25 protein-coding genes are annotated in these 23,958 nt (G+C 65.9%); 11 read left to right on the top strand and 14 right to left on the bottom strand.

Going from position 1 to position 23,958, the window contains the following annotated elements; all coding sequences use genetic code 11:
• Positions 1-3: 3 nt before the first annotated feature.
• Together ACH2CY_RS18700 and ACH2CY_RS18695 are read left to right on the top strand one after the other, a co-directional pair.
• Positions 4-1,167 (top strand): ComEC/Rec2 family competence protein, encoded by a 1,164-nt coding sequence (locus ACH2CY_RS18700; RefSeq protein ID WP_395020834.1) that lies wholly within the window; start codon positions 4-6, stop codon positions 1,165-1,167.
• Between the two features lie 76 nt (positions 1,168-1,243).
• Positions 1,244-2,122: a FecR domain-containing protein gene (locus ACH2CY_RS18695; protein WP_395020833.1), complete on the top strand. Its 879-nt coding sequence runs from the start codon at positions 1,244-1,246 to the stop codon at positions 2,120-2,122.
• Positions 2,123-2,134: 12 nt separating this feature from the next.
• On the opposite strand, the gene ACH2CY_RS18690 is transcribed toward ACH2CY_RS18695, so the two are convergent.
• The gene (locus ACH2CY_RS18690; protein WP_395020832.1) at positions 2,135-2,734 is read right to left on the bottom strand and encodes a DJ-1/PfpI family protein; all 600 of its coding nucleotides are present in this window, start codon (positions 2,732-2,734) and stop codon (positions 2,135-2,137) included.
• Positions 2,731-3,666 (bottom strand): LysR substrate-binding domain-containing protein, encoded by a 936-nt coding sequence (locus tag ACH2CY_RS18685; protein ID WP_395020831.1) that lies wholly within the window; start codon positions 3,664-3,666, stop codon positions 2,731-2,733. Before ACH2CY_RS18685 ends, ACH2CY_RS18690 begins: the two co-directional genes overlap by 4 nt.
• A gap of 82 nt (positions 3,667-3,748) precedes the next feature.
• Here ACH2CY_RS18685 and ACH2CY_RS18680 point away from each other — a divergent pair, with 82 nt between their 5' ends.
• Positions 3,749-4,660, top strand: a complete 912-nt coding sequence (locus ACH2CY_RS18680) for a DMT family transporter (RefSeq protein WP_395020830.1) — start codon at positions 3,749-3,751, stop codon at positions 4,658-4,660.
• On the opposite strand, the gene ACH2CY_RS18675 is transcribed toward ACH2CY_RS18680, so the two are convergent.
• The 4 genes from ACH2CY_RS18675 to ACH2CY_RS18660 form a co-directional block, all read right to left on the bottom strand.
• Positions 4,657-5,385: a helix-turn-helix domain-containing protein gene (locus ACH2CY_RS18675; protein WP_395020829.1), complete on the bottom strand. Its 729-nt coding sequence runs from the start codon at positions 5,383-5,385 to the stop codon at positions 4,657-4,659. The genes ACH2CY_RS18680 and ACH2CY_RS18675 overlap by 4 nt on opposite strands.
• Before the next feature lie 96 nt (positions 5,386-5,481).
• Positions 5,482-5,856, bottom strand: a complete 375-nt coding sequence (locus ACH2CY_RS18670) for a response regulator transcription factor (RefSeq protein ID WP_395020828.1) — start codon at positions 5,854-5,856, stop codon at positions 5,482-5,484.
• A 75-nt stretch (positions 5,857-5,931) separates the two neighbouring features.
• Positions 5,932-6,570 carry a response regulator FixJ gene (gene fixJ, locus ACH2CY_RS18665; RefSeq protein WP_395020827.1) on the bottom strand — a complete coding sequence of 213 codons (639 nt, stop codon included), beginning with the start codon at positions 6,568-6,570 and terminating at the stop codon, positions 5,932-5,934.
• Complete coding sequence (locus tag ACH2CY_RS18660) at positions 6,571-7,602, bottom strand: nitrogen regulation protein NR(II) (protein WP_395020826.1); 1,032 nt, start codon at positions 7,600-7,602, stop codon at positions 6,571-6,573.
• 271 nt (positions 7,603-7,873) lie between these two features.
• Between ACH2CY_RS18660 and bmt the strand changes: the two genes are divergently transcribed.
• Positions 7,874-8,923 (top strand): betaine--homocysteine S-methyltransferase, encoded by a 1,050-nt coding sequence (bmt, locus tag ACH2CY_RS18655; RefSeq protein WP_395020825.1) that lies wholly within the window; start codon positions 7,874-7,876, stop codon positions 8,921-8,923.
• Positions 8,924-9,003: 80 nt separating this feature from the next.
• Positions 9,004-10,767: an arginine--tRNA ligase gene (argS, locus tag ACH2CY_RS18650; RefSeq protein WP_395020824.1), complete on the top strand. Its 1,764-nt coding sequence runs from the start codon at positions 9,004-9,006 to the stop codon at positions 10,765-10,767.
• Here the strand turns inward: argS and ACH2CY_RS18645 are convergent, their stop codons facing one another.
• A complete protein-coding gene (locus ACH2CY_RS18645) occupies positions 10,768-11,280 on the bottom strand; it encodes a hypothetical protein (RefSeq protein WP_395020823.1) in 513 nt (170 codons plus the stop codon).
• Between the two features lie 104 nt (positions 11,281-11,384).
• On the opposite strand from ACH2CY_RS18645, the gene ACH2CY_RS18640 reads away from it, so the two are divergent.
• Both ACH2CY_RS18640 and ACH2CY_RS18635 read left to right on the top strand, forming a co-directional pair.
• A complete protein-coding gene (locus ACH2CY_RS18640; RefSeq protein WP_395020822.1) occupies positions 11,385-12,059 on the top strand; it encodes a transcriptional regulator in 675 nt (224 codons plus the stop codon).
• On the top strand, positions 12,056-13,198 hold the full coding sequence (locus ACH2CY_RS18635; protein WP_395020821.1) for an aminotransferase class I/II-fold pyridoxal phosphate-dependent enzyme: 1,143 nt from the start codon (positions 12,056-12,058) through the stop codon (positions 13,196-13,198). Before ACH2CY_RS18640 ends, ACH2CY_RS18635 begins: the two co-directional genes overlap by 4 nt.
• A gap of 3 nt (positions 13,199-13,201) precedes the next feature.
• On the opposite strand, the gene ACH2CY_RS18630 is transcribed toward ACH2CY_RS18635, so the two are convergent.
• From ACH2CY_RS18630 to ACH2CY_RS18615, 4 genes are all read right to left on the bottom strand, one after another.
• The gene (locus ACH2CY_RS18630) at positions 13,202-13,897 is read right to left on the bottom strand and encodes an HAD family hydrolase (protein ID WP_395020820.1); all 696 of its coding nucleotides are present in this window, start codon (positions 13,895-13,897) and stop codon (positions 13,202-13,204) included.
• A gap of 10 nt (positions 13,898-13,907) precedes the next feature.
• A complete protein-coding gene (gene choV / locus ACH2CY_RS18625; RefSeq protein ID WP_395020819.1) occupies positions 13,908-15,149 on the bottom strand; it encodes a choline ABC transporter ATP-binding protein in 1,242 nt (413 codons plus the stop codon).
• 7 nt (positions 15,150-15,156) lie between these two features.
• Positions 15,157-16,005: a choline ABC transporter permease subunit gene (gene choW, locus ACH2CY_RS18620; protein ID WP_395020849.1), complete on the bottom strand. Its 849-nt coding sequence runs from the start codon at positions 16,003-16,005 to the stop codon at positions 15,157-15,159.
• A 139-nt stretch (positions 16,006-16,144) separates the two neighbouring features.
• Positions 16,145-17,077: a glycine betaine ABC transporter substrate-binding protein gene (locus ACH2CY_RS18615; protein WP_395020818.1), complete on the bottom strand. Its 933-nt coding sequence runs from the start codon at positions 17,075-17,077 to the stop codon at positions 16,145-16,147.
• 242 nt (positions 17,078-17,319) lie between these two features.
• Between ACH2CY_RS18615 and betI the strand changes: the two genes are divergently transcribed.
• On the top strand, positions 17,320-17,904 hold the full coding sequence (gene betI / locus ACH2CY_RS18610) for a choline-responsive transcriptional repressor BetI (protein ID WP_395020817.1): 585 nt from the start codon (positions 17,320-17,322) through the stop codon (positions 17,902-17,904).
• Between the two features lie 13 nt (positions 17,905-17,917).
• A complete protein-coding gene (gene betA / locus ACH2CY_RS18605) occupies positions 17,918-19,585 on the top strand; it encodes a choline dehydrogenase (RefSeq protein ID WP_395020816.1) in 1,668 nt (555 codons plus the stop codon).
• A gap of 6 nt (positions 19,586-19,591) precedes the next feature.
• Here betA and ACH2CY_RS18600 read toward each other — a convergent pair whose 3' ends face one another.
• Entirely contained in the window at positions 19,592-20,866 is a 1,275-nt protein-coding gene (locus ACH2CY_RS18600; protein WP_395020815.1) for an MFS transporter, read from the bottom strand.
• Positions 20,867-21,049: 183 nt separating this feature from the next.
• On the opposite strand from ACH2CY_RS18600, the gene ACH2CY_RS18595 reads away from it, so the two are divergent.
• Positions 21,050-21,460, top strand: coding sequence for an HIT domain-containing protein (locus ACH2CY_RS18595; RefSeq protein ID WP_395020814.1), 411 nt, complete (start codon positions 21,050-21,052; stop codon positions 21,458-21,460).
• On the opposite strand, the gene ACH2CY_RS18590 is transcribed toward ACH2CY_RS18595, so the two are convergent.
• The gene (locus ACH2CY_RS18590) at positions 21,457-21,675 is read right to left on the bottom strand and encodes a hypothetical protein (RefSeq protein ID WP_395020813.1); all 219 of its coding nucleotides are present in this window, start codon (positions 21,673-21,675) and stop codon (positions 21,457-21,459) included. The two genes, ACH2CY_RS18595 and ACH2CY_RS18590, sit on opposite strands and share 4 nt — an antisense overlap.
• Positions 21,676-21,688: 13 nt before the next feature.
• Complete coding sequence (locus tag ACH2CY_RS18585) at positions 21,689-22,462, bottom strand: 5'-methylthioadenosine/adenosylhomocysteine nucleosidase (RefSeq protein WP_395020812.1); 774 nt, start codon at positions 22,460-22,462, stop codon at positions 21,689-21,691.
• A gap of 58 nt (positions 22,463-22,520) precedes the next feature.
• Here ACH2CY_RS18585 and ACH2CY_RS18580 point away from each other — a divergent pair, with 58 nt between their 5' ends.
• Positions 22,521-23,912 carry a cryptochrome/photolyase family protein gene (locus tag ACH2CY_RS18580; protein ID WP_395020811.1) on the top strand — a complete coding sequence of 464 codons (1,392 nt, stop codon included), beginning with the start codon at positions 22,521-22,523 and terminating at the stop codon, positions 23,910-23,912.
• Positions 23,913-23,958 lie beyond the last annotated feature (46 nt).

Genomic DNA, 23,958 nt, shown 5'->3' with positions numbered 1-23,958 from the left:
TCGATGAGCCAGGAGATCCGCATCCGCGCCTATATCGTCGGCTTCGGGGATTGCATCCTGCTCAGCCTGCCGGACGGCAACAAGACCCGGCACCTGTTGTTCGATTTCGGCCGCGCCCCCAACGATTCAGCGAGCCTGGAGCGGTTCCCGGCGATCGCGGCCGACATCAAGAAGGAATGCGGCGGCCGGCTCGACCTGCTGGTCATGACCCATGAGCACCTGGACCATATGGAAGGCTTCTACCGCGAGCGGGAAGTCTTCAACAGCATGACGGTGGACCGGGTCTGGATGAGCCTGCCGAGCCACCCGAAATACTACACCGACTTTCCCAAGGCCAAGCTGCAGAAGAAGCTCCGCGCCGGCCTCACCGCCTTTGCCGCAGATGCCCGGCGCAACGGCCTGGTGCTGCATCCGGGTTTCATCTCCCTGCTTGAGAACAACCTCGCCAACAAGGACCGGGTCGAGTATCTGCGCAATCTCGGCAAGAAGCCGGTCGCCTATCTCGCGCGCGGCAAGTCGGCCTCGCCCGGCTTCAGCAACGTCAAGATCCGGGTGCTGGCGCCGGAACCCGATGTCAGCGTCTACTACTCGGCGAGTGCCCGGGAGAATGCCATGACGGCGGCGCTCGCCGCCGCCAGCGGGAGCGAGGCGGATCGCGAAGGCCTGACCTGGACCTTCCCGGATGTGCCGCGGGCCACCGCGAACCAGCTTGGCGGCGTCTCGCGCAGCGACTTCGAACGGCTGCGCCGCTCCATCCGCGAGGACGGCGTTGCCATGGCGCGGTTCATCGACCGGGCGCAGAACAACACCTCGCTCTGCCTGATGATCGAGGCCGGCGGCAAGCGGCTGCTGCTGCCCGGCGACGCCGAGCTCGAAAGCTGGGACGTCATGAAGAAGAAATGCGCGGCGGAATTGAAGAAGCCGGTCGACTTCCTGAAGGTCTCGCACCACGGCAGCCATAACGGCACGCCGCTGGAGCTGCTGGATTCGCTGCTGCCGGTCCGGCGCAAGCAATCGGCGCAGGTGCTGGTCTCGACCAAGAAGAACGTCTACGGCACGAAGAATCCGGTGCCCGACACCTCCCTGCTCGATGAGCTGGCCCGGCGCAGCCGGAAGGTGGTGACCACCGACGGCAAGCCCGGCACCCATGTCGACCTGAGCTTCTGACCGTCCCCGGAACTCCGGCCCGAAAATCCTGTCGCCCTTGCCCGGTTTCTGTAACAAGATGCGCGGGGGGATCGACATGAATCACTGCCATCGTTCCATCGCGCTTGCCGCCCTGCTTCTCGCCGCGACCGCCGCACCGGCCGGGGCGGACGTCGTCACCGGCAATGTGATCGGCGGCTTCGCCGAGGTCGCCAACAGCGTGAGCGGCGCCCTGCCCGGCCAGCAGCCGGCGCCGAAGCAGCTGAAATCGCCGGCGCATTTCGGCGAGAAGGTGCTGACCGCGGCGGGGGCTAAGGCCAACATCAGCTTCATCGACGGCTCGCATGTGCTGATCGGCGAGAATGCCGCGTTGACCATCGACGCTTTCGTCTTCGACCCGAAGTCCGGCAAGGAAAGCGCCGCCTATACCATCGCCGCCGGCGCCCTGCGCTTCGTCTCGGGGAGCATCAAGAGCGACAGCATCAAGATCCAGACCCCGACCGCGGTCGTGGCGGTGCGCGGCACCAATTTCAAGCTCAAGGTGCTGCCCGACGGCACCACCGTGATCTCGGTCAACCGCGGCGCGGTCGAGGTCACCTCGCGCCGGACCTTCGCGACCGCGACGCTCGGCGCCGGCCAGAGCGTCAGCTGCAACGAGCAGGGCTTGAGCGACGTTGACGCGAACGAAGTCGAGATCGCCGACGAGTTCGTCGATCAAGTCGAGTTCGACGGCGAGCCGGATCTCGCCGAGGTGGGCTTGAGCGAGCTCGGCTTCTCGGACGAGGAAGCCAACGAGATCGAATCCGCACTGAGCGAGTCCGAGAGCGAAGACGGTGCCGACGGCGCCGACAGCGATTCCGAAGGCGGTGACGGCAGCGACGGCGGCAGCGATTCCGGAGACGGCGGAGACGGTGGCGATGGTGGCGACGGCGGTGGTGATGGCGGCGGCGAGGGTGGCGGCGGCGGCAACAACTAGCGCGACCAGACCCTAGGTGCGGGCGAAGGGATCGTCGGTGCTGTCCTCGTTCCAGACGTATTCCGCCCAATGCGCGACCTGGCGCGCGCGATCGATGCCGCAAAGCCGCGCGATCAGGGCCAGCGCCATGTCGGTGCCGGCCGAGACGCCGGACGAACTCCAGAACTTGCCGTCCTCGACCCAGCGGGCGCGCGGCTGCCATTCCACCTTCGGCCCCTGGCGCACCACCCAGTTGTAGGCGTTCTTGTTGGTGGTGGCGCGCCGGCCGTCGAGCAGGCCGGCCCTGGCCAGCAAGGCGCTGCCGGTGCAGACCGAGGCGACGGTCTCGGCGCGCCCGGCGGCGTGATTGAGCCAATCGAGCAGGGCCTGGTTCTCGACCTCGCGGCGCGTGCCCATGCCACCCGGCACCAGCAGCAGGTCGTAGGGATGATGGTCGACCAGGTAGTCATCGACCACCGAGCGCGGGCCCTGGGCGCTGTCGACAACCTCCGCCTGTTCGGAGACCAAGCGGATCTCGAATGCATCCTCGAGCAGGCCCAGCATCTCCAGAGGGCCGAAGACGTCGAGCAGCTCGAACCGCTCGAACAGCAGGACGCCGACCGTGCGCTTCATGATGCGAGGAACCGCGCCATCGCCGCATTGTCGAGGCCGGCGGCTTGCATGACGCGGCGCGCGAAGGCGGCCGCTGCCGGGCGCAGGTTGCCGGGCGGCCGGTCGAGCCAGTAGGCGACCGGGTTCAACACAGTGCGGTCATCGACCGCAACCACCCGCCCCTGCTGCAGCACCTCCTGGATCAGCGGCGGCCGGGCCAGCGCGATGCCGAGGCCGTGCTCGGCGGCATCGACCACGAGGTTGTAGTCCTCGAAGCGGCGATCCTGGCGGCGCGGGCGATAGTCGAGGCCCTGGGCGCCGAACCAGGCGCGCCAGCCCGAGGCGTCGGAATCGTGGATCAGGGAATGGCTGAGCAGGCGTTCGGGCTTGCCCTTGCCGATCTGCGCCGCGAGCTCGGGAGCCGCGACCGGAAAGCAATGTTCCTCGAACAGCTGCACCGAGTGCCGCTTCGGAATGCCGCCGCGCCCGCAACGCAGCGCGAGGTCGATGCCGTCATCGGCGAGATTGGATTCGCGATGGTCGATGATGAGCTCGACCCGGAGCTCGGGGTCGCCGGCTTCCAGGGCCCGCAGCCGCGGCATCAGCCAGAGGCCGCTGACCGACGGCAGGGAAGCGAGGCGCACGACCGCGCTGCCGCGGGCCTCGATCCAGCGGTCGGAGCTGTCGGCAATCAGCGCCAGGGCCTCGGTGGTTCGCTGGTAGAGGCGCAGGCCTTCCGGCGTCAGCTCGACGCCACGGGCCTGACGCTGGAACAGCTTCTGGCCGAGCCAGCGCTCGAGCTTGGCGATCTGGCGGCTGACCGCGCCGTGGGTGATGTTGAGCGCCTCGGCCGCCGCGGAGAAGCTCCCGGTGCGCGCCGCCGCCTCGAAGGCCCGGAGGGTGTCGAGCGGTAGCAGCGGCGCGCGGTGGGAGAAGCCGGTGATGTGATTCATAGTCACAGCTCGACATTGATCCTGTCGATTGTCAAGCAGCTCACTTTTCCGCAAATTTCCAGGCACATAGATGGAGTTCACGATGTCCCTGGGTACGGAAGCCCTGCCATTGCCGCGCAAGTTCGACTGGATCCCCATCCTCGCCTTGGCGGTCACCGTGGTCGGCTGGGCCTCGGCCTTCCCGGCGATCCGGGCGGGGCTGACCGCCTTCGGGCCGCTGGAGCTGGGTTCGCTGCGCTTCGCCATCGCCGCCCTGCCCTGTGCGCTGCTGCTGGCGATCATGCGCCCGGCGCTGCCGACCTGGCGTGAATTCTTGCGGTTGGCGCTGCGCGGCCTGGTTTGCGTCTCGGTCTACACGGTGGCACTCAACATCGGGGAGCAGACGGTCTCTAGCGGCGCCGCGAGCTTCATCGTCAACGTGAGCCCGATCCTGACCGCGATCTGGGCGATGCTGCTGCTGGGCGAGCGGTTCGGCACCGTCGCCTGGCTCGGCACCGCGCTCTCCTTCACCGGCGTGACGCTGGTCGCTTTGAGCGACAGCGAGTCCTTCAAGTTCGATGCCGGCGTGTTGTTCATCCTCGCCGCGGCGCTCTGCACCTCGGTCGATGCGGTGATCCAGAAGCCGCTGTTCAAGCGGCATAACGGCCTTACCGTCGCCTGCTGGTCGATGATCTTCGCCGCCCTGTTCCTGACCCCCGGTCTGCCGGGCGCGTTCCGGCAATTCGCCGCGGCCGACGGCGAGGCGCGGTTCGCGGCGCTCTATCTCGGCACGGTGCCGAGCTTCGTCGCTTATTGCGGCTGGTCGGTGACGGTGTCGCGCTTCCCGGCGGCGCGGGCGGCGAACTTCCTCTATTGCATTCCGCCCACCGCGACCTTGATGGGCTTTCTCTGGCTGGATGAGATTCCGGCGCTGCTCGGGATTGCCGGCGGCGTGCTGGCGCTGGTCGGCGTGGCGGTGGTGAATATGGCGCTGCGGCGGCGCAGGACCAGCTAGAGTTCGCCTTCGCCGCTGGCGAGGGATTCCAGCGCCTCGACGTCCTTCAGCACCACCTGATGCGCGCCGGACACGGCGATCAGCTGGTTGCGCTTGAACTGGCTGATGCCGCGGGACACGGTCTCGATGGTGAGGCCGAGATAGTCGGCGATGTCGAGCCGGCTCATCGGCAGGTCGAGATTCGGGTTGTCATCCGAGCGCTGCATGATTCTCAGCAGGAACCAGGCGAGCCGCTCCTGCGCGGTCTGCCGGCCCAGCATGACGACGTGATTCTGGGTGGCCGAAAGGCCCTTGGCGAGCAGGTTCATCAGCAGCTTCTGCAAGGCTGGCTCGCTCTCGGCCGCCGCTTCAAGCTGCGCGCGCGGATAGGAGACCACGACCGCGTCGGCGATGGCCTCCGCGGTGAAACCGTGCTCGCTTTGCCAGTCCAGGCCGAAGAAATCGCCGGGGAGATAGAAGTCGGCGATCTGGCGGCGGCCGTCCATCAGCACGCGGCAGGTCCGGACCGCGCCGCTGATCACCTTGTAGACGTGCCGGGCGGGATCGCCTTCGTTGAAGACCTGGGCGTTGCGGTTGAACTTGACGACCTTGCCGATGCCCTGCAGAACCGCGGCGATCGGGTCGGCGGCTTCGCTTCTGCCGCCTTCCAGAACCGGCCAGGGCGCACGGGCGCGGGTGGACAATGTCTCTGCGGCAACGGGCACTATCTGCAGCATGGCGGTCATCGGTCGTACCCCGAGCGATCCTTGAAGATGCTCGAAGCATCCCCCGGAACGATCTCCGAGAATATTGAGGAAAGTCCCGTAAGGGGTATTACCTATTCAGGCGGCCTTCAGCGCGCGATCGACCGCGGCAATCAGCGCCTCGTCGACCGGCTTCTCGAGGAAGGCGAAGGCGCCGGCCCGCCGGGCCCGTTCCTGGATCTCCTTGCCGCCCTGGGCGCTGACGATGATGACCGGCAGGCCGATCCGGCGCCGGCGGAGCTGCTCCAACAGCTCCAGCCCGCTGATCTCCGGCATGTTGAGGTCGAGCAGCAGGCAGGCCCTGCCGCCCGCCTTGAAGCCGTCGAGGAAAGCCCGCGCCGAGGCGAATTCCTCCACCGCGAGATCATAGGTCTCGAGCAGGGCCCGCGCGGATTCGCGGACGCCGGCATCGTCATCGACGATGTAGACCGTATCCCGATCCGCTGCAGCCAAGGAAGTCTCCGAAAGCCGGGGCGCCACCCCTTGAAACTGGGGTATCCGGGGGCCGCAAGAAATACGGAAATACCCCTAGCGGGCCGGATCGCCTTTCTTGGGGCCGCCCGAGATGCCGGCCGCGATGGCGGTCCGCACCAGGTCGGAAAGGCTCTTCGCCTCCATCTTCTCCATCACATGCGCCCGGTGGATCTCCACGGTGCGGGGCGAGATGTCGAGCTCGAAGGCGATGATCTTGTTCGGCTGGCCGGCGACCAGCAGCTCCAGCACCTGACGTTCGCGCGCCGAGAGGCTGGCGATCCGCGCCTTGGCGGCTTCCGTGAGCGCGGCCTGCTCGCGCGCGCCATGCGCCTTCGCCAGCGCGCGCTTCACGCTGGCCAGCAGCAGCTCGTCATCGTAGGGCTTCTCGATCAGATCGACCGCGCCCGCCTTCATCGCCCGCACGGCGAGCGGCACGTCGGCATGGCCGGTCACCACGATCACCGGCAAGCCCGCGTTGCGGCGGTTCAGCTCCTCCTGCAGCTCCAGCCCGTCCATGTCCGGCATGCGGATGTCGGCGATCAGGCAGCCGGGCCGCCCGGGCCGATAGGCATCGAGAAAGGCGCGCGCGGATTCATGCGCCTGGGCGGCGAGGCCGGCGGATTCCAGCAGCGCGCAGAGGGAGTCGCGGGCAGCGCCGTCATCATCGACGACGAATACAATCTCGTCGGCCATCTACTGTTCCGTCTTCTCGATCAAGGGCAACTGGAAATGGAAGGAAACGCCGGCGCCCGGGTTGGGTGTCGCCCAAAGCCTGCCACCATGCGCATTAATGATCGACTTGGAAATCGTCAAACCCAGCCCCATGCCCCGCTCCTTGGTGGTCACGAAGGGCTGAAACAGACGGCCGATCTCCGCCTCGGACAATCCCGGTCCGCTGTCCGAGATCGTCACCTCGGCAAAACCGGCTTGGGGGCTGCTGCATTCGATGCTGAGGCGCGGCTCCGGCATCGACTGCATCGCTTCCAGCGCATTGCGGATCAGATGGATGATCACCTGCTGGATCTGCATCTTGTCGACCAGGACCGGCGGCAATTTCCGGTCCAGGGTCAGGGTCACCTTGGCGGTTCCGGCGCCGGGCCCGGTCAGGGCGCGCGCGACCGCCTTCTCGATGATCTTGTAGAGGGCCTCTTCGCGGCGGCTGGGCTGGCCCCGGGCGATGAAATCCCGGCGGTTGCGGATGATCGCGCCGGCCCGCACGATCTGCTCGCCGGCCTTGGCCAGCAGCTCGCCCGCCTTCGCGGCGCGCGCATCGTGGCAGGTCTCCAGGGTCCGCTGTGCGGCTTTCACGTAGTTCATGACCGCGGCCAGCGGCTGGTTGATCTCATGCGCCATCGACGAGCCCATCTGGGCCATGGCGCTCAAGCGCGAGACGTCCATCAGCGGTGCGGCCCCGCGCTCGGTGAGGTCGTGGACGATGCAGACCGAGACCTCGGCGCCTTCGGCCTTGCCCTGGCCGACCGAGAGATAGATCGGAAAGGTCGAGCCGTCCTTGCGCCGCCCGAGCGTTTCGCGGCTGGCCAGCCGGCGGCCGTTCTGCGCGTCGCGGTAGGGCGATGGGATCAGGATCGACACGTCCTTGCCGGTCACCTCTTCCGGCCGGTAGCCGAACAGGCGCGCGCAGGCGGGGTTGAATATTCGAATATGGCCCTCGGCATCGACCAGAATGATGCCGTCCGCCGCCGCCGTGATCAGCGCCTCAAACACCGCATCATCCCGATTTGCACTGCTTCCCGAGGCAAGCATCCCCAACCCACGCGATGCACACCACGCCGAAGGCCCGATTGTACCGGGCCAGCCTGCAACTCTATTTCGAACCTGCCGGCGCGGGCAACCCCGCTCACCCCTCCAGAAATAGCGCAATGTGCCTGAAAGTGTTACCTTTTTCGCAATGGAGCCGTGCCAATTGGCGCCTTGCCCCGCAGGTGCGAAGCGCCTAACTTGCGGCTTTGGCAAAATAAGGCGAGCAGGACCGGCAATGGCGAACCGCTTCTTGAAGCTCCTCAACGAACGACCCTTCCTGATGGCCGACGGGGCCACCGGGACGAATCTGTTCGGCATGGGGCTGATGACCGGCGACTCGCCGGAGCTGTGGAATTTCGAACACCCCGAGCGGATCGAGGCCCTGCACCAGAGCTTCGTCGATTCCGGCGCCGACCTGTTTCTGACCAACAGCTTCGGCGGGACCCGGAACCGGCTGAAGCTGCATCAGGCCCAGGACCGGGTCCACGAAATCAACAAGCGTGCCGCCGAAATCGGCCGCAAGGTCGCCGACAATTCGGGCCGCGAGGTCGTTGTCGCGGGCTCGATCGGCCCGACCGGCGATCTGTTCGAGCCGATGGGCACCTTGACCGAAGCCGAAGCCGTCGCCGCCTTCGCCGAACAGGCCAAGGCCCTGGCCGAGGGCGGCGTCGATGTGCTCTGGATCGAGACCATGTCCTCGAAGGAGGAAGTCGCGGCCGCGGTGAAAGGTGCGGCCACGACCGGCCTGCCGATCGTCACCACCATGAGCTTCGACACCAACGGCAAGACCATGATGGGGATCTCGCCGGCCGACTTCGTCGCCTTCATCCATACGCTGGACCCGAAGCCGGTCGCCTTCGGCGCCAATTGCGGGGTGGGCGCCGCGGATCTGGTGGCCACCATCGTGAAGCTGTCGGAAGCGGCCGGCCCGGACGACATCATCGTCGCCAAGGGCAACTGCGGCATCCCGTTCTACGAGGAAGGCAAGATCAAGTATAACGGCACGCCGGAGCTGATGGCCGACTACGCGCGGATCGTGCGCGATGCCGGCGCCCGCATCGTCGGCGGCTGCTGCGGCACCTCGCCCGAGCATCTGCAGTCGATCCGCCACGCGCTCGACGGCCACCAGCCGGGCGCCAAGCCGAGCGCCGCCGAGATCGTCGCGCGCCTCGGCCCGGTCACCGAAGGCGCCGCGGCCCTGCTCGCCGGCGGCGACATGTCCGCGGCGGCGCCCAAGCGCAGCCGCCGACGCGATCGCGGCACTTCGGAAGAAGCCGCGTTCTAAAGTCTGGACAGACCTAACCTGCGGCAAGACCCTCACCCCAACCCTCTCCCTACGGGAGAGGGAGTTTTCTGAGATCCATCATGTCTTCGCTCTCCGCCCTGCTTTCCGAGACTGTCGGCCGCGCCTTTGCCGCGGAGGGCCTCGATGCCGCTTTCGGCAAGGTCATCGTCTCCAACCGGCCGGATCTCGCGCAGTATCAGTGCAACGGCGCGCTGGCGGCCGCGAAGGCCGCGAAGCAGAATCCGCGGGCCCTCGCCGAGAAGATCGCCGAACGGCTGAAGGCCGAGCCGATCTTCCGCGAAGTCAGCCTTGCCGGTCCCGGCTTCGTCAATCTCAACATGACCGACGCCTATCTCGGCCAGCAGATGAACCGCATCCTGCGGGACACGCGGCTGGGCGTCCCGCCGCGGGCCAAGCCACGGACCGTGGTGCTGGATTACGGCGGCGCCAATATCGCCAAGCCGATGCATGTCGGGCATCTGCGGGCCGGCATCATCGGTGACTCGCTGCGGCGGATCTACAAGTTCGCCGGCGACCGGACCATCGGCGACGTGCATCTGGGCGACTGGGGCCTGCAGATGGGGATGATCATCTCCGAGCTGGAGCTGAGAAGGCCCGACCTCCCCTATTTCGACAAGAGCTTCAGCGGGCCCTATCCGAAGGAGAGCCCGGTCAGCCTGGCCGAGCTCGAGGAGATGTATCCGAAGGCCTCCAAGGACAGCAAAGAGAACCCGGAGCGGATGGAGATCTCGCGCCAGGCGACGGCCGAGCTGCAGGACGGCCGGCCCGGCTATCGCGCGCTCTGGCAGCATTTCTTTGATATCTCCGTGGTCGCGCTGCGCCGGGACTACGGCAATCTCGGTGTCTATTTCGATCTCTGGAAGGGCGAGGCCATCGTCCACGACCTGATCGCGCCGATGATCGCCGACATGAAGCAAAAGGGCCTGGTCGAGGAGAGCAAAGGCGCCGAGATCGTCCGCGTCGCCGAACCGGAGGACAAGGCCGAGATCCCGCCGGTGATCCTGGTGAAGTCGGATGGCGCCTTCATGTATGCGACCACCGATCTTGCCACCATCGTCGACCGGGTGAACTGCCAGGACCCGGACTTGAGCATCTACGTGGTCGATCACCGCCAGAGCCTGCATTTCGTGCAGGTGTTCCGCGCCGCCAGGAAGGCCAGGATCAACGGCAAGGGCGAGCTGGTGCACTTGGGCTACGGCACCATGAACGGCACGGATGGGAAACCCTTCAAGACCCGGGCCGGCGGCGTCATGCGGCTCGACGATCTCTTCCAGATGGTGACCGACGAGGCGACCAAGAAGATCACCGAGCACAAGCTCGGCGAAGGCTATGACCCGGCCGAGAAGATCGACATCGCGCATAAGGTCGGCGTCGCGGCGCTCAAGTTCGCCGATCTTTCCAACAACCCGATCGCCAACTATGTCTTCGACCTCGACCGCTTCTCGAGCTTCGAGGGCAAGACCGGTCCCTACTTGCTCTATGCCGCGGTCCGGGTGAAATCCCTGCTCCGCAAGGCACGGGAGCAGAACGACGCCCCGGGCACCATCCTGCCGCCGGAACCGGGCGAGCGCGACCTGCTGCTGCAGCTGGGGCAGCTGCCCGACGCGATCGAGGCGGCCTATGCCGACCTCGCACCGAACAAGATCGCCGACTTCGCCTTCACCCTGGCGCAGACCTTCAGCGCCTATTACGCCAATTTCCACATCCTCAGCGAGACCGACACCGGGATCCGGCGCTCTCGTCTGGCGATCGCCGAACTGGTGCTGAAGGAGCTGGAGCTCTGCCTCGAGCTGCTGGGAATCGCGACGCCGGAACGGATGTAGCTAGCGGCAGGTTGCCGCCAAGGCCTCCTCGGCCGATTGCAGCGTCGCCGCATCCTTGGTCTTCGCCCGCGCCTCGGCGATCGACGCCTTCGCGCTACCGCAATCGCCGCTCTTGGCCTGCGCAACCGCCAGCATGGCATAGAGACGATCCTGGTCCGGCGCGATCTCGGTGGCGCGCTTGAGGTCGAGGGCCGCTTCCTTCCACTGCTCGCCGATGCTTTCCAGGAAACCGAGGGTGCTGTAGGCGATCAGGCTGTGCGGGTCGATCACCGTCATCTCGCGATACTCGGCGATCGAGCCGGCGAGATCGTGCTGCTGCAGCAAGGCGGTCGCGCGGGTCAACAGCACCTTCGAGCGCTCCTCCGGCGGCAGATTGAACGAGCCCATCAGGTCGTTGCAGTCCTGCGCGGTCCGGCCCTCGCATTGGGTCGGGTTGAACTTCGCCTGCTGGGCGAGCGCCGCCGGCGTGACGAGCAGACTGAAGAAAACAAGCGCGAGGATTCGAAGCTTCACGGGGTCACCTGCCTGCCATACGCGCTGAAAGATGCATTCTTCCCAATAGTTTGGCAATCGACGGCCGGTGTTGACAAATCGTCCGGAACGTACAAACTGTACGGATGAAGATGACCAACCTGATCGAGCTCCCCGGCTCCGTGATGCCGCCGGGCCCGGTGGTCGATGCGATCGCAGAGACCATTGTCCGGCTGCTGCATCCCCATGCCGAGCTGGTGCTGCACGATCTGGCGACCGGGAAGATCGCCAAGATCTGGAATCCCTCTTCGGGACGCAAGCCGGGCGAGCCGTCCGATCTCGATGACATCGATCCGGAACTCGTGGAAGAGAACGTGGCCGGTCCTTATGAGAAGGCGAGCCCGAAAGGCGCGCGGCTGAAATCGATCAGCGCCATCCTGCGCGACCGGGTCGGGATTGCACGTTTCCTGCTCTGCATCAACCTCGACGTCTCGCAGTTCGACGCCGCCGCCAGGCTGCTGCAGAGCTTCGGCGCCAGCAGCGAGAGCCGGCCGGACTGGATGTTCCGCCAGGACATCCGCGAGCAGATCAACCTGCAGATCGCCGGCTATTTAAAGCGGCACAATCTCAACATGGCATCGCTGGACCAGGCCGGCCGCATCGCGCTGGTCGGATTCCTGGATGAGAGCGGCGCCTTCCAGACCCGGCGCGCGGTCGATCACATCGCCGCGGCGCTAGATCTCTCCCGCACCACGGTCTATCTCCTGCTGCGGCAAGCACGCACGCCGGGGCCTCAGGCAAAGACGAGGAAACGCAAATGACCATGCTGCCCGACTTCAAGCTCGAGACCTATCTGGCGAAGTGGGAGTTCTCGGCGCGCTACCACATGACCGCGTCGGACATGGAATCGATGTCGGTGGCCGAGCTGCTGGCTTTGGCAACGCCCGAGGATCGCGCGGCGTTCGACGCGTTGCGGCTAGGCTATATTGAAACCATGGGCACGCCGCCGCTGCGTTCGGCTATCGCCGGTACCTATGCCGGCCTTCAGCCGGAGGACGTGCTGGCCTTCGCCGGCGCCGAAGAAGGCATCTTCTGCGCGATGCATGCCCTGCTCGACAAGGATTCCCACGCAGTCATCGTGACACCCAATTACCAGTCCAGCGAGACCCTTCCGCTGTCGATCTGCGCTACCACAGGCGTGGCGCTGCGCGAGCGCGAGAACTGGGCGCTCGACGTCGATGAATTGCATGTCGCCCTCAAGCCCTATACCAAGCTGGTCCTGATCAACTTCCCGCACAATCCCACCGGCAAGGTGATCGACCGCGCGAGCTTCGACGCGGTGGTGACGCTGTGCCGGGAGCGCGGCATCACCCTCTTCTCGGACGAGGTCTATCGCGGGCTGGAGCGGCGCCCGGAATTGCAATTGCCGCAGGCCGCCGATGTCTATGAGCGAGGGATCTCGCTCAATGTCATGTCCAAGGCCTATGGCCTGCCGGGACTGCGGGTCGGCTGGATCGCCTGTCGTGACCGCGCCCTGCTCTCCCGCATGGAGCGGATCAAGCACTACCTCTCGATCTGCAACGCCGGCCCGAGCGAGCATCTCGCCGTCATTGCGCTGAAGGCACGCGCGCGGATCGTGGCGCGCAATCTGGCGCTGATCGAGCGCAACCTCGGCGACGTGAATGCCTTCTTCGCCGAGTTCGGTGAGCTGTTCGACTGGCAGGTGCCGGATGGCGGCTGCATCGGCTTTCCGCGCTACAAGGGCAAGGATGGGGTCGAGAGCTTCTGCAAGCGCCTCGCCGAAGAGATCGGCGTGGTGCTGCTGCCGTCCAGCATCTACCAGTCGGCGCTGACGCCGACGCCGACCGACCGGTTCCGGATCGGCTTCGGTCGGAGTTACGTGCCGGAGGGGATCGCGGCGATGCGGGCCTGGCTGCGGAGCAACCGGCAGGCGGCGTGAAGGTTACAGCGCCGCTTCGAGATCCGCGATGCTTTCCAGCACGACATGCGCGCCCGCATCCAACAGCGCATCCTTGGAGCTGACACCGGTCAGCACGCCGATCGCGCGGCCCGCTTTTCCGGCACGGGCCATGTGCATGTCATGCGGGCTGTCGCCGACCACGGCAATGGCGGAGGCCGGCAGCTGCATCAGCCTCGCGAAGGCCTCGACCATGCCGCCGCCGGGCTTGGTGCCGTGGCCGGTGTCGAAGCCGCAAATGAAATCCAGCGCCTGCTTGACGCCGAACTTGTCCATCGCCTGGTGTGCCGCGAGCTCGCTGTCCATGGTGGCGATGCCGAGGCGATAGCCGCGGTCGCGCAGCCGGGCGAAGAAGCTGTTGAAGTCGACCACCGGGTGCATGACCTCGGTCTGGCGCTTGAGGAAATGCGCGGAGACCGAGCCGTAGAGGCTGTCCACGTCGGTGCGGCCGAGCAGCTCGGCCCAGAGCGCCACGATCTCGCGGTTGCTGCCCGAGGCAATCACCGAGCCCGGCAGGTAGCGGCCGGTCGCGGCGTCCTTGCCCGATTTCAGCATGATCTCCGCGGCGCGCGCGGCATTGCCCTCGGCCGCGAGCAAGGCGGCTTCCTCGGTGACGGCGCCCCAGGTCCGATAGAAATCGAACAGCGTCCCGTCCTTGTCGAAGAGAATGGCTTCGATCATGGGTGGAAGGTCACGGCGTCTCGACAGTCGCCGGGTCGGGCTGGTTGACGCGGGCGTATTCGGTCTGGCGCAGCATGCCGCGATAGAGCTCGTGCTCGCCGACCACGCCGATCAGCTCGCCGCTGTCGCCGAGCAGGACCAGCGGGCGCTTGGTCTGCTGGCGCACCATCACCGCCGCGCGCATGGGCGTCATCGGCGTGCCGCAGACCATGACGTTGTCGCCGAGCCGGTCGAGCGCCAGGTCGGTCGCATAGGACAGGAATTGCCCCGGCTTGCCGTTGACGATGAGATCGATCGGCTTGCCCTGGGGGTCGAGGCGGCAGCGGCACTTGCCGGCCCGGTCGAGCTGGATCATCGAGGAGCCCTGCTCGCGCGCGAGGTCGCTGGCCCGCCGCATCAGGGTGCCGCCCTTGAGGACGGTCAGCGGATTCATCGAGGCGACGAACTGGCGGACATAGTCGTTCACGGGATTTAGGATGATCTCCTCCGGCCGGCCGAACTGGACCACGCGCCCGGCCTCCATGATGGCGATCCGGCTGCCGATCTTCAGCGCCTCGTCGAGATCGTGGCTGACGAAGACGATGGTCTTGTGCAGCCGGCGCTGCAGCTCCATCAGCTCGTCCTGGAGATGCTCGCGGATCAGCGGGTCCAGGGCCGAGAACGGCTCGTCCATCAGCAGGATATCCGCCTCGGTCGCGAAGGCGCGCGCCAGGCCGACGCGCTGCTGCATGCCGCCGGAGAGCTCGTGCGGGAACTTGTCGGCGAACTTGTCCAGCCGCACCAGGGCGATCTTCTCGTCGACCACCTTGTCGCGGTCGGCCTTGCTCATGCCGCGCACGTCGAGGCCGAAGCCGACATTTTCATGCACGGTCAGCCAGGGCATCAGGCCGAACTGCTGGAACACCATCGAGATGTTGTTGCGCCGGACCTGGCGCAGGGTCTCGGCGTCGCAGCTCGCGACATCGACCTCGCGCTTGCCGTCGTTCACGATGACCTTGCCGCGGGTCACCTTGTTGAGACCGTTGACGCAGCGGAGCAGCGAGGACTTGCCGGAGCCGGACAGGCCCATCAGCACCAGGATCTCGCCGCGATCGACGAAGACCGAGGCGTCGTGGACGCCGACCAGGCATCCGGTCCGGTCGAGGATGCTGTCGCGGCCCTCGCCCTTGTCCAGCAGGGAGATCGCCTCGGCCTGCCGCTGGCCGAAGATCACATCGACATTCTCGAAGCGGACGGCGGTTTGTGCGGTCATGACGGCCTCAGGCTTTCTTCACGCGCCTGCGGCGCGTCGGCTGTTTGAGGATGCGGTCGAGGATGATCGCGAGGACCACGATCGCCAGGCCGGATTCGAAGCCGAGCGCGACATTGACTGAGGCGAGTGCCTTGACCACCGGGACACCGAGCCCCGGTGCGCCGACATAAGCGGCGATCACGACCATGGAGAGCGACAGCATGATGCACTGCGTCACGCCGGCCATGATGCTCGGCAGTGCAGCCGGAAGGGTTACCTTGAACAGAAGCTGCCCTCGGGTGCACCCGAAGGACTCACCGGCCTCGACCAGCGCGGTTGGGACCTGGCTGATTCCGAGATAGGTCAGGCGCGCGGGCGCCGCGACGGCGAACAGAAAGGTCGCGACCACGGCCGGCACCATCCCCAGGCCGAACAGCGCGAAGGCAGGAACCAGGTAGACGAAGGTCGGCAGGGTCTGCAGGAGATCGAGGACCGGTGAAACGCTGTTCCAGAGCCATTTCCGGCGCGCGGAGATGATGCCGAGAGGGATGCCCACGAGGAGGCTGACTACAGTCGAGAAGAAGACCAACACCAGCGTGTTGATCATTTCATCCCAGAGGCTGATGTTCCAGATGAACAGGAAGCCCAGTGTGACAAAGGCCGGAATCTTCCAGTCACGGTGTCGCCACAGCGCAAGCGCGGCGACGACCAGGATGAAGATGATCGGTGGAACCGTGTTCAGGATTTCCGCCACCGAATCCATGAAGCTGCTGGCACCCTTCGAAAAGAAATCGAAGAGCCAACCAAGATGCAGCTTGATCCAGTCGATGATGGCTTTGGCCCAGATTCCGACCGGAATCTTGTTGCCCGTGATGATCGCCGCGATCTGTTCCATTGCGCCCCCGCGTCCTTCCCGGCCGCGATTCCCCTCGGGCTGGATAAAGGAACGGCCTCAGCTTAAGAGATTAAGCTGAGGCCGCCTAGCAATCGTTGCAGCTTGGTGAAACTCCGGTCGGTTAGAGACCCAGCGACTTCTTCACCGCCGCAGCGCCATCGCCACCATCCACGGTGGTGACGCCGGCCAGCCAGGTGTCGAGGACGCCCGGGTTCGCCTTGAGCCAGTTGGTGGCGGCGGTATCGCCGTCCGTGCCCTTGCCGATCTCATCCATGACAGCGGATTCCATGGCGAGATCGAACTTCAGGTTGGTGAGCAGCTTGCCCATGTTCGGGCAGTCGGTGACGTAGCCCGGGCGGGTCAGCGCGTTGATCTTCGCATCGCCAAAGCCGTCCTTCTCGAAGCCGGTCAGGTAGACGAGCTTCATCTGGCCCATGACCGGATGCGGCGCCCAACCGAGGAAGGCGACCCATTCCTGCTTCTCCATGGCCTTCTGGGCCTGGGCCAGCATGCCCTGCTCCGAGGATTCGACGAGCTCGAAGCCGGCCATGCCGGAATTGGCGTCGTCGATCTTCGCCTGGATGATCTTGTTGCCGTCGTTGCCGGGCTCGATGCCGTAGAACTTGCCGTCGAACTTGTCCTTGTTGGCGCCGAGGTCCTTGATGTCCTTCACGCCGGCGGCGGCGACATAGTCCGGCACCACCGGACCATAGCCGGCACCGGTCAGGTTTGGCTCCAGCGAGTCGATGGACTTCTCGTCGAGATAGGGCTGCACGTTCGCGGCGTTGGACGGCATCCAGTTGTCGAGGAAGAAGTCCAACTGCTTGGCCTTCAGGGCCTCCAGAATCAACGGCAGCGCCAGATTGTCGATCTTTGACTTGTAGCCGAGGCCCTTCAGCACCGTGTTGAAGAGACCATTCTGCGCGGTGTTGTCGGTCCAGCCCACATCGGCGAAATGCGGGGCCTTGCAGGCTTCCGGCTCGGCGGCGAAGGCGGCCGAGGCGGTCAGCGCCGTGACGGCCGCGGTGGCGGCCAGAAGATTACGCAACTTCATTGGATTGCTCTCCCATGTTGAACCAGCGTCCCATGTCGCCTCGGCTCAGTCCGGCATCTTCTTGTTTTTGCCCTGCCGGCGCCGGGGCTTGTCGATCGATCTTATACGTCGCGTTGATGCCGCGAGTTTCACATCTACGCCATCTTATGACGCATCCGCGGCATTTGCCCAGCCCTTTTTTGATTGATCGTCCAATATAAGACCCGCAGTATGCCCGGCTTGGAACAGAGTGGGCGAGGCCAATGCCGAAACTGGGGATGGAGGAGATCCGGCGCCGGCAGCTGATCGAGGCGACCATCGCCTCGATCCACGAGGTCGGCTTCGCGGAATCCAGCCTCAGCCGGATCTCGGCCAAGGCCGGGGTCTCGACCGGGATCGTCCACCATTATTTCGAGGACAAGGCCGAGCTGCTGGAATCCACGCTGCGCGCGCTGGGCACCAAGCTGCGGCTTTGCGTGGTGCAGCGGCTGAACGCGGCCCGGACGCCGACCGAGCGGCTGCTGGCCGTGCTGGACGGCAATCTCGGCACCGAGATCTTCACGCCGGAGGGCGTTTCCGCCTGGCTCGCCTTCTGGGCCCAGGTGCCGACCAGCCCCCGGCTCGCCCGGATCCAGCATGTCATCATTTCGCGCCTGCGCGACAACCTGGTTCATGCCTTGAAGGGTCTGGGCCGCAAGGATGCCCAGGAGATCGCCCGCGTCACCGAGGCGCTGATCGACGGGCTCTGGCTGCGCGCGGCGCTCGCCCAGGACGGACCGGATTCCGCCCGCGCCCGCCGCCTGGTGCTCGACTATCTCAATGCCCGTTTGGATACCAAGCTGAAATGAAATTCGCCCCGCTATGAAGTTCGATCGCATATTCGACTATGTCATCGTCGGCGCCGGCTCGGCCGGCTGCGTGCTGACCCATCGCCTGAGCGAGGATCCGGCGCTCAAAGTCTGCGTGCTGGAAGCGGGACCGAAGGATCATTGGTGGAACTGGCAGATCCATATGCCGGCGGCGCTGATGTATAACCTCTGCCACGACCGCTACAACTGGTACTACGAGACCGAGCCGCAGCCCTACATGAACAACCGCGTCATGTACTGGCCGCGCGGCCGCGTGCTGGGCGGCTCGTCGAGCCTCAATGCCATGGTCTATATCCGCGGCCACGCGCTGGACTACGACCGCTGGGCCTTCAAGGAGAACTGCCCAGGCTGGTCCTACCAGGAGATCCTGCCCTACTTCAAACGCGCCGAGCATTCCGAGAGCCGCAACGACGCCTACCACGGCACCGAAGGCCCGCTCTGGACCCATACCGGCAATACGCCCAACCCGCTCTACGACGCCTTCATCGAGGCGATGCAGCAGGCCGGCTATCCGCTGACCGAGGATATGAACGGCTATCAGCAGGAAGGCGCCGGCAAGATGGACATGACGACCCATAACGGGCGTCGCTGGTCCGCCGCGCAAGCCTATCTGCGCAGCGCCGAGAAGCGCGCCAATGTCACGGTCGAAACCGGCGCCTTGACCAGCCGGGTGCTGTTCGAGGGCAAGCGCGCGGTCGGCGTCGAGTTCAAGCAGAACGGCCAGGTGAAGCGGTATCGGGCCGAACGCGAGGTCATTCTCTCCGGCGGCGCGATCAATTCACCGCAGCTCTTGATGCTCTCCGGCGTGGGGCCGGCCGATCATCTGCGCGAGGTCGGCGTGCCAGTTCAGCACGACCTGCCGGGCGTCGGGCAGAATCTCCAGGAGCATCTGGAGATGTATGTGCAGCAGCAATGCAAGCAGCCGATCACGCTCTACACCTATACCAAGCCGGCGCCGATGATCGCGGCTGGCATCCAGTGGTTCCTGACCAAGCAAGGGATCTGCGCCACCTCGCATCTCGAGGCCGGCGGCTTCATCCGCTCGGAAGCCGGGATCGAGCACCCGAACCTGCAGTTCCATTTCCTGCCCTCGACGGTCAACGACCACGGTCGCAAGAACGGCACCAGCCATGCTTATCAGGTGCATATCGGCAACATGCGCCAGGAGGCGCGCGGCTGGATCAAGCTCAAGAGTGCCGATCCGACCGAGCATCCGCGGATCCAGCCCTTCTATCTGCAGACCGAGCGCGACCGCCGCGAGTTCCGCGACGCGGTGAAGCTCACGCGCGAAATCTTCGCCCAGAAGGCCTTCGATCCCTATCGCGGTCCGGAGATCCAGCCCGGCGAGCACGCCCAGTCGGACGAAGAGATCGACGCTTTCGTGCGGGCACGGGCCGACAGCGCCTATCACCCGTCCTGCTCCTGCAAGATGGGCACCGATGCGATGGCGGTGGTGGACCCTGAGGCGCGGGTGCATGGGCTCGACGCGCTCCGCGTGGTCGATGCCTCGATCATGCCGTCGGTGGTCAGCGGCAACCTCAATGCGCCGACCATCATGATGGGCGAGAAATGCTCGGACATGATTCTCGGCAAGCCGGCACTGGCGCCGTCGAATGCGCCGGTCTATCAGGCCAAGGACTGGCAGACCAAGCAGCGTTAGGCGCCGCTACCGATCGCCGGGGTCGATGTCTTCGTAGTGGAATTCCGGCAGCGGGTCGGTGCGCGGGTCGAGGGCGCCCGCTATTGCAGAGGTGGTCTGCATCGCCACGAAGCCGGTCTGCTCGCCGGCGGGCCGGGCCACGCGGCGCACCATGCGGTAGCGGGTGAAGATGAGCAGCAGCAGCGCCACCGCCGTCAGGTAGAAGAAGAAGGCCGCCGGCCCGAACGGACCCATCAGCGCCGAGGCGATCAGCGGCCCGGCGACGGCGCCGATCGACCAGATCAGCAGCAGGCCGCCGGAGGCGCCGACCATTTCGGAGCGATCGATATAGTCGTAGATCTGCGAGACCGCGATCGGATAGATCGCGGCCAGACAGCCGCCGAAGACGAAAACCGCAGTGAGGGTGCCGGCGAAAGGCCCCTGCTTCATTGCGATCAGGATGACGGTGACGCTGGAGATCAGGGTTCCCGCCAGCACGCCCAGCAGCACCGTGCGCCGGTCGTAACGGTCCGAAAGCCAGCCGATCGGGTATTGCAGCGCCAGGCCGCCGAAGATCGGCGCGCCCATGAACAGCGAGACCTCGAACACCGAAAGGCCGATCGCGTTGGCGTAGATCGCGCCCAGGGCATAGAAGGCGCCCGAGAGCAGGCCCGCGCCGCAGGTGACGACGGCACCCAAAGGCGAGGCGCGATAGAGCGCCAGCAGGCTCATCGGCTTGATCTTGTCGATCTCCGGACCGGGGACCCTTGTCAGCACCACCGGCACCAGGGAGAGCGCCACCGCGAGGCCGACGATGCAATAGAGCTCGGTGCCCTGCACCGTCCCGATATTGACCAGGAACTGGCCGCCGAACGAAGCAGTATAGATCGTCACCACATAGATCGAGAGAATCTGGCCGCGGTTTTCGTTGCTGCTCTTCACGTTGAGCCAGCTTTCGATGATCGCATAGAGGCCGGCGAGGCAGAAACCGGCGACGATGCGCATCCCGGCCCAGACCCAGATATCGAAGATCAGCGCGTGCACCATGGCCGCGGCGGTCATGATGGCGGCCAGTGCGGCAAAGGCGCGGATATGGCCGGCGCGGCGGATCAGCGACTGGATCCGGGCGCTGCCCAGGACAAAGCCGAGGTAATAGGCCGACATGACCAGGCCGGACTGGAATTCCGGCACATGCTCGAGGCCCATGCGGACCGGCAGCACGATGCCGAGCAGCGCATTGCCGACGACCAGGATGGCGGCCCCCAGCAGCAGGGAGAAGACGCTGGCCAGAATCTGGATCATCGGGCACTCACTGGACGCAGCATCATGAGGTGGAATGGCTCGAAATTGTGGCGGAACCGGCCGATCATCCGCTAACCTTGCCTCGGAGTCCCGGTCCCCAACGCCGCGCATTGGTAGCATTGCGACAAGGCCCGAGGGAATATAACTTGGGACACAGTCCCGGCGGATGCACGGGGGGAATGCATGGCCACCGATTTCGAGCTCGATGCGCAGTTGGACACTGATTGCCTGTTCCTGACGGACTGGCCGCTCTGCCGGGTGCTCAGGATGAACGACCGGGCTTATCCCTGGCTGATCCTGGTCCCGCGCCGGGTGGAAAAGCGGGAGATCATCGACCTCTCCACCGCCGACCAGGGTCTGCTGCTGGGCGAGATCGCCCGGGCCAGCCGCGCGATCAGACAGGCCCTGAAGCCCGACAAGTTGAACGTGGCGGCCTTGGGCAATGTGACGCCGCAGTTGCATGTGCATGTCATCGGCCGCTTCACCGACGACCCGGCCTGGCCGCGCCCGATCTGGGGCGTGCAGAAACCGCAGGCCTTCGACAGCGACGAGGCCGAGGTCGAAGTCATCCAGTGGCGGGACCTGCTGGCCTAATTGACGTTCCGGCCGAAGGGGTGGCCGGTCAGCAAGCTGATCAGATGCGCACCGAAGATCAGCAGCACGGCCAGGGACAGGAACTGGACCGCGAGCCAGGGTACGACCGGCCAGCGCAGATCGACCGGCCGGCGCAACTGCCAGTTCGCCAAGCCGCCCACCGCCAAGCCGATCGCCAAGGCGATGAGCGTCGTCTCCAGTCCCGGCGCTCCCATCAGTCCCCCGCGGTCAATCCAGGACCGACACCAGGCGTTCGACGACCTTGGCCGCGGTCGGCGCCACGGCGGCGACGAATTTGCCGAAATCGAGATGGCTGTCGGCGCCGGCGAGATCGCTCAAGCTGCGGATCACGATCGCCGGGACGCCGAAGGCCTCGGCCACCTGCGCCACCGCGGCGCCTTCCATCTCGACCGCATGGGCGCCGAACACGGATTGCAGCCGCGCCCGCGCACCTTCGTCGTTGATGAACTGATCGCCGCTGACGATGGTGCCGATCTTGATCATCGGCGGCCGCACATCCTTGCCCACGAGATCCGCAGGCAGCGACGGCAGCTTGAATCCGTCGAGCGCGGCATGGATGCGCGCCACCAGATCGTCCGGCAGCTCATAGCCGAAATCCGCCCGGCCCGGGCCGAACGGCGGCACGCCGGGGCGGAACGGCGTCACGCCGTCGGCCTGCAGGCGGCCGTAATCGTGCTGGACCAGGCGCTGCGCCACCACGAGATCGCCGATCGCGAGCGCCGGATCGATGCCGCCGGCGACGCCGGACATCACGATCGCCCGGCATTTCAATCCGTCGAGCAGCAGGGTCGCGGTCATCGCCGCGGCGACCTTGCCGATGCCGCTTTCGATCATGGCCACCGGGCGGCCGAACAACTGCCCGGTCAGGACCTCGCGCCCGGCCAATTCCTGGCGTTTGATCGCGCTCATATCGCCGAGCAAAGCCGCGATTTCTTCCGGCATGGCGCAAATGATGCCGAGGGGGATTCGTTCTTTCAGCATGATAGGCTGGACCCTAAAGACGGAGTCCCACTCTGTCTACATGATGACAGGCGTAACGATGGAACCGGTCCTGCTCTGGCTGCGGCGAGATCTCCGCATCGGCGACAACCCCGCGCTGGCCGCCGCGATCAAGACCGGCCGCCCGATCATCCCGGTCTTCATCCGGCCGAAGCCGGACGAGATCGGCGGCGCCTCGGCCTGGTGGCGTGGCGCGAGCCTTGCGGCGCTCCGCGAGCAATTGCGAAAACGCGGCAGCGATCTCCTGCTGAGGACCGGCGAGCCGCTGACGATCCTGGCCGGGCTGGCGGCGGAGACCGGTGCCGTTGCGGTGCACTTCAACCGCACGCTCGAGCCCGATGCGATCAAGACCGATATCGCGGTGCTCGCCGCGATGCCGAAGCATGGTGCGATCGCGCTCGATCATCCCGCCAACCGGCTGCATGAGCCCTGGCGCCTGAAGACCGGGACCGGCGGATCGTTCAAGGTGTTCACGCCATTCTGGCGGCGCCTCGCCGAAGCCTATCGCCCGCCGATCGCCCTGCCCGCGCCGAGGAAGCTGCGTGCGCCACGGGCTTGGCCGGAGAGCGAGACGATCGAGGACTGGCAGGTGACAACGGGATGGAGCCAGGGCTTCGCGGCGGACTGGCAGCCGGGCGAGGCCGGCGCGGAGGTACGCCTCGCCCAGTTGCTAGAGACCGTCGACAGCTATGACAAGACCCGCGATCGCCCGGATTGGGAGGGCACCTCGCGCTTGAGTCCGCATCTCGCCTGGGGCGAGATCAGCGTGCATGAGATCTGGCGGCGCTTGCAGGAGCGACACGGCGAGGCTGCCCTGCCCTTCCTGCGGCAATTGGGCTGGCGGGATTTCAACAGCCACCTGCTCTATCATTTCCCGAAGCTGCCCAAGGAAGCCTGGTCGGCGAAGTTCCGCGGCTTTCCCTTCCTGCCGCATGGCAAGGGACTGAAGGCCTGGCAGCGCGGCCGCACCGGCTATCCGATCGTCGATGCCGGGATGCGGCAGCTCTGGGCCACCGGCTGGATGCACAACCGCGTGCGTTTGATCGCGGCCTCCTTCCTGATCAAGGACCAGATGATCGACTGGCGGCGCGGCGAAGCCTGGTTCTGGGACACACTGGTCGATGCCGATCTCGCGCAGAATGCCGGCAACTGGCAATGGGTGGCCGGAAGCGGCGCCGATGCCGCGCCCTATTTCCGAATCTTCAATCCGATCACCCAGAGCCGGAAGTTCGATCCGGACGGCGCCTATATCCGGCGCTGGGTGCCGGAGCTGGCGAAGCTGGATGCCAAGGCGATCCACGCGCCTTGGGAAGCGGCGCCGCTCGACCTGGCGGCGGCCGGCGTGGTGCTGGGGAAGGATTATCCGCAGCCGATCCTGGAGCATGACGAGGCGCGGAAGCGGGCGCTGGCGGCTTATGAGACGGTGCGCTAGCTGGACCTGCAAACAAAAGCGGCGGCCCGAAGGCCGCCGCCAGTTT

This window comes from Dongia sp. (assembly GCF_041905885.1).
GTDB lineage: Bacteria > Pseudomonadota > Alphaproteobacteria > Dongiales > Dongiaceae > Dongia.
Note: the sequence above shows the minus strand (reverse complement) of the source record. Positions and strands in the feature narration are given on the sequence as shown.

Bases quoted from the DNA above. Each gene is read 5' to 3' on its own strand.
- ACH2CY_RS18590 (WP_395020813.1), bottom strand. From the start codon at position 21,675: ATGGGAGCGCCGGGACTGGAGACGACGCTCATCGCCTTGGCGATCGGC.
- ACH2CY_RS18600 (WP_395020815.1), bottom strand. From the start codon at position 20,866: ATGATCCAGATTCTGGCCAGCGTCTTCTCCCTGCTGCTGGGGGCCGCC.
- fixJ (WP_395020827.1), bottom strand. From the start codon at position 6,570: ATGGCCGACGAGATTGTATTCGTCGTCGATGATGACGGCGCTGCCCGC.
- ACH2CY_RS18585 (WP_395020812.1), bottom strand. From the start codon at position 22,462: ATGCTGAAAGAACGAATCCCCCTCGGCATCATTTGCGCCATGCCGGAA.
- argS (WP_395020824.1), top strand. From the start codon at position 9,004: ATGTCTTCGCTCTCCGCCCTGCTTTCCGAGACTGTCGGCCGCGCCTTT.
- ACH2CY_RS18635 (WP_395020821.1), top strand. From the start codon at position 12,056: ATGACCATGCTGCCCGACTTCAAGCTCGAGACCTATCTGGCGAAGTGG.
- ACH2CY_RS18700 (WP_395020834.1), top strand. From the start codon at position 4: ATGAGCCAGGAGATCCGCATCCGCGCCTATATCGTCGGCTTCGGGGAT.
- betA (WP_395020816.1), top strand. From the start codon at position 17,918: ATGAAGTTCGATCGCATATTCGACTATGTCATCGTCGGCGCCGGCTCG.
- betI (WP_395020817.1), top strand. From the start codon at position 17,320: ATGCCGAAACTGGGGATGGAGGAGATCCGGCGCCGGCAGCTGATCGAG.
- ACH2CY_RS18640 (WP_395020822.1), top strand. From the start codon at position 11,385: ATGAAGATGACCAACCTGATCGAGCTCCCCGGCTCCGTGATGCCGCCG.
- ACH2CY_RS18615 (WP_395020818.1), bottom strand. From the start codon at position 17,077: ATGAAGTTGCGTAATCTTCTGGCCGCCACCGCGGCCGTCACGGCGCTG.
- ACH2CY_RS18695 (WP_395020833.1), top strand. From the start codon at position 1,244: ATGAATCACTGCCATCGTTCCATCGCGCTTGCCGCCCTGCTTCTCGCC.
- ACH2CY_RS18580 (WP_395020811.1), top strand. From the start codon at position 22,521: ATGGAACCGGTCCTGCTCTGGCTGCGGCGAGATCTCCGCATCGGCGAC.
- choV (WP_395020819.1), bottom strand. From the start codon at position 15,149: ATGACCGCACAAACCGCCGTCCGCTTCGAGAATGTCGATGTGATCTTC.
- ACH2CY_RS18690 (WP_395020832.1), bottom strand. From the start codon at position 2,734: ATGAAGCGCACGGTCGGCGTCCTGCTGTTCGAGCGGTTCGAGCTGCTC.
- ACH2CY_RS18630 (WP_395020820.1), bottom strand. From the start codon at position 13,897: ATGATCGAAGCCATTCTCTTCGACAAGGACGGGACGCTGTTCGATTTC.
- ACH2CY_RS18680 (WP_395020830.1), top strand. From the start codon at position 3,749: ATGTCCCTGGGTACGGAAGCCCTGCCATTGCCGCGCAAGTTCGACTGG.
- ACH2CY_RS18675 (WP_395020829.1), bottom strand. From the start codon at position 5,385: ATGACCGCCATGCTGCAGATAGTGCCCGTTGCCGCAGAGACATTGTCC.
- ACH2CY_RS18685 (WP_395020831.1), bottom strand. From the start codon at position 3,666: ATGAATCACATCACCGGCTTCTCCCACCGCGCGCCGCTGCTACCGCTC.
- ACH2CY_RS18595 (WP_395020814.1), top strand. From the start codon at position 21,050: ATGGCCACCGATTTCGAGCTCGATGCGCAGTTGGACACTGATTGCCTG.
- bmt (WP_395020825.1), top strand. From the start codon at position 7,874: ATGGCGAACCGCTTCTTGAAGCTCCTCAACGAACGACCCTTCCTGATG.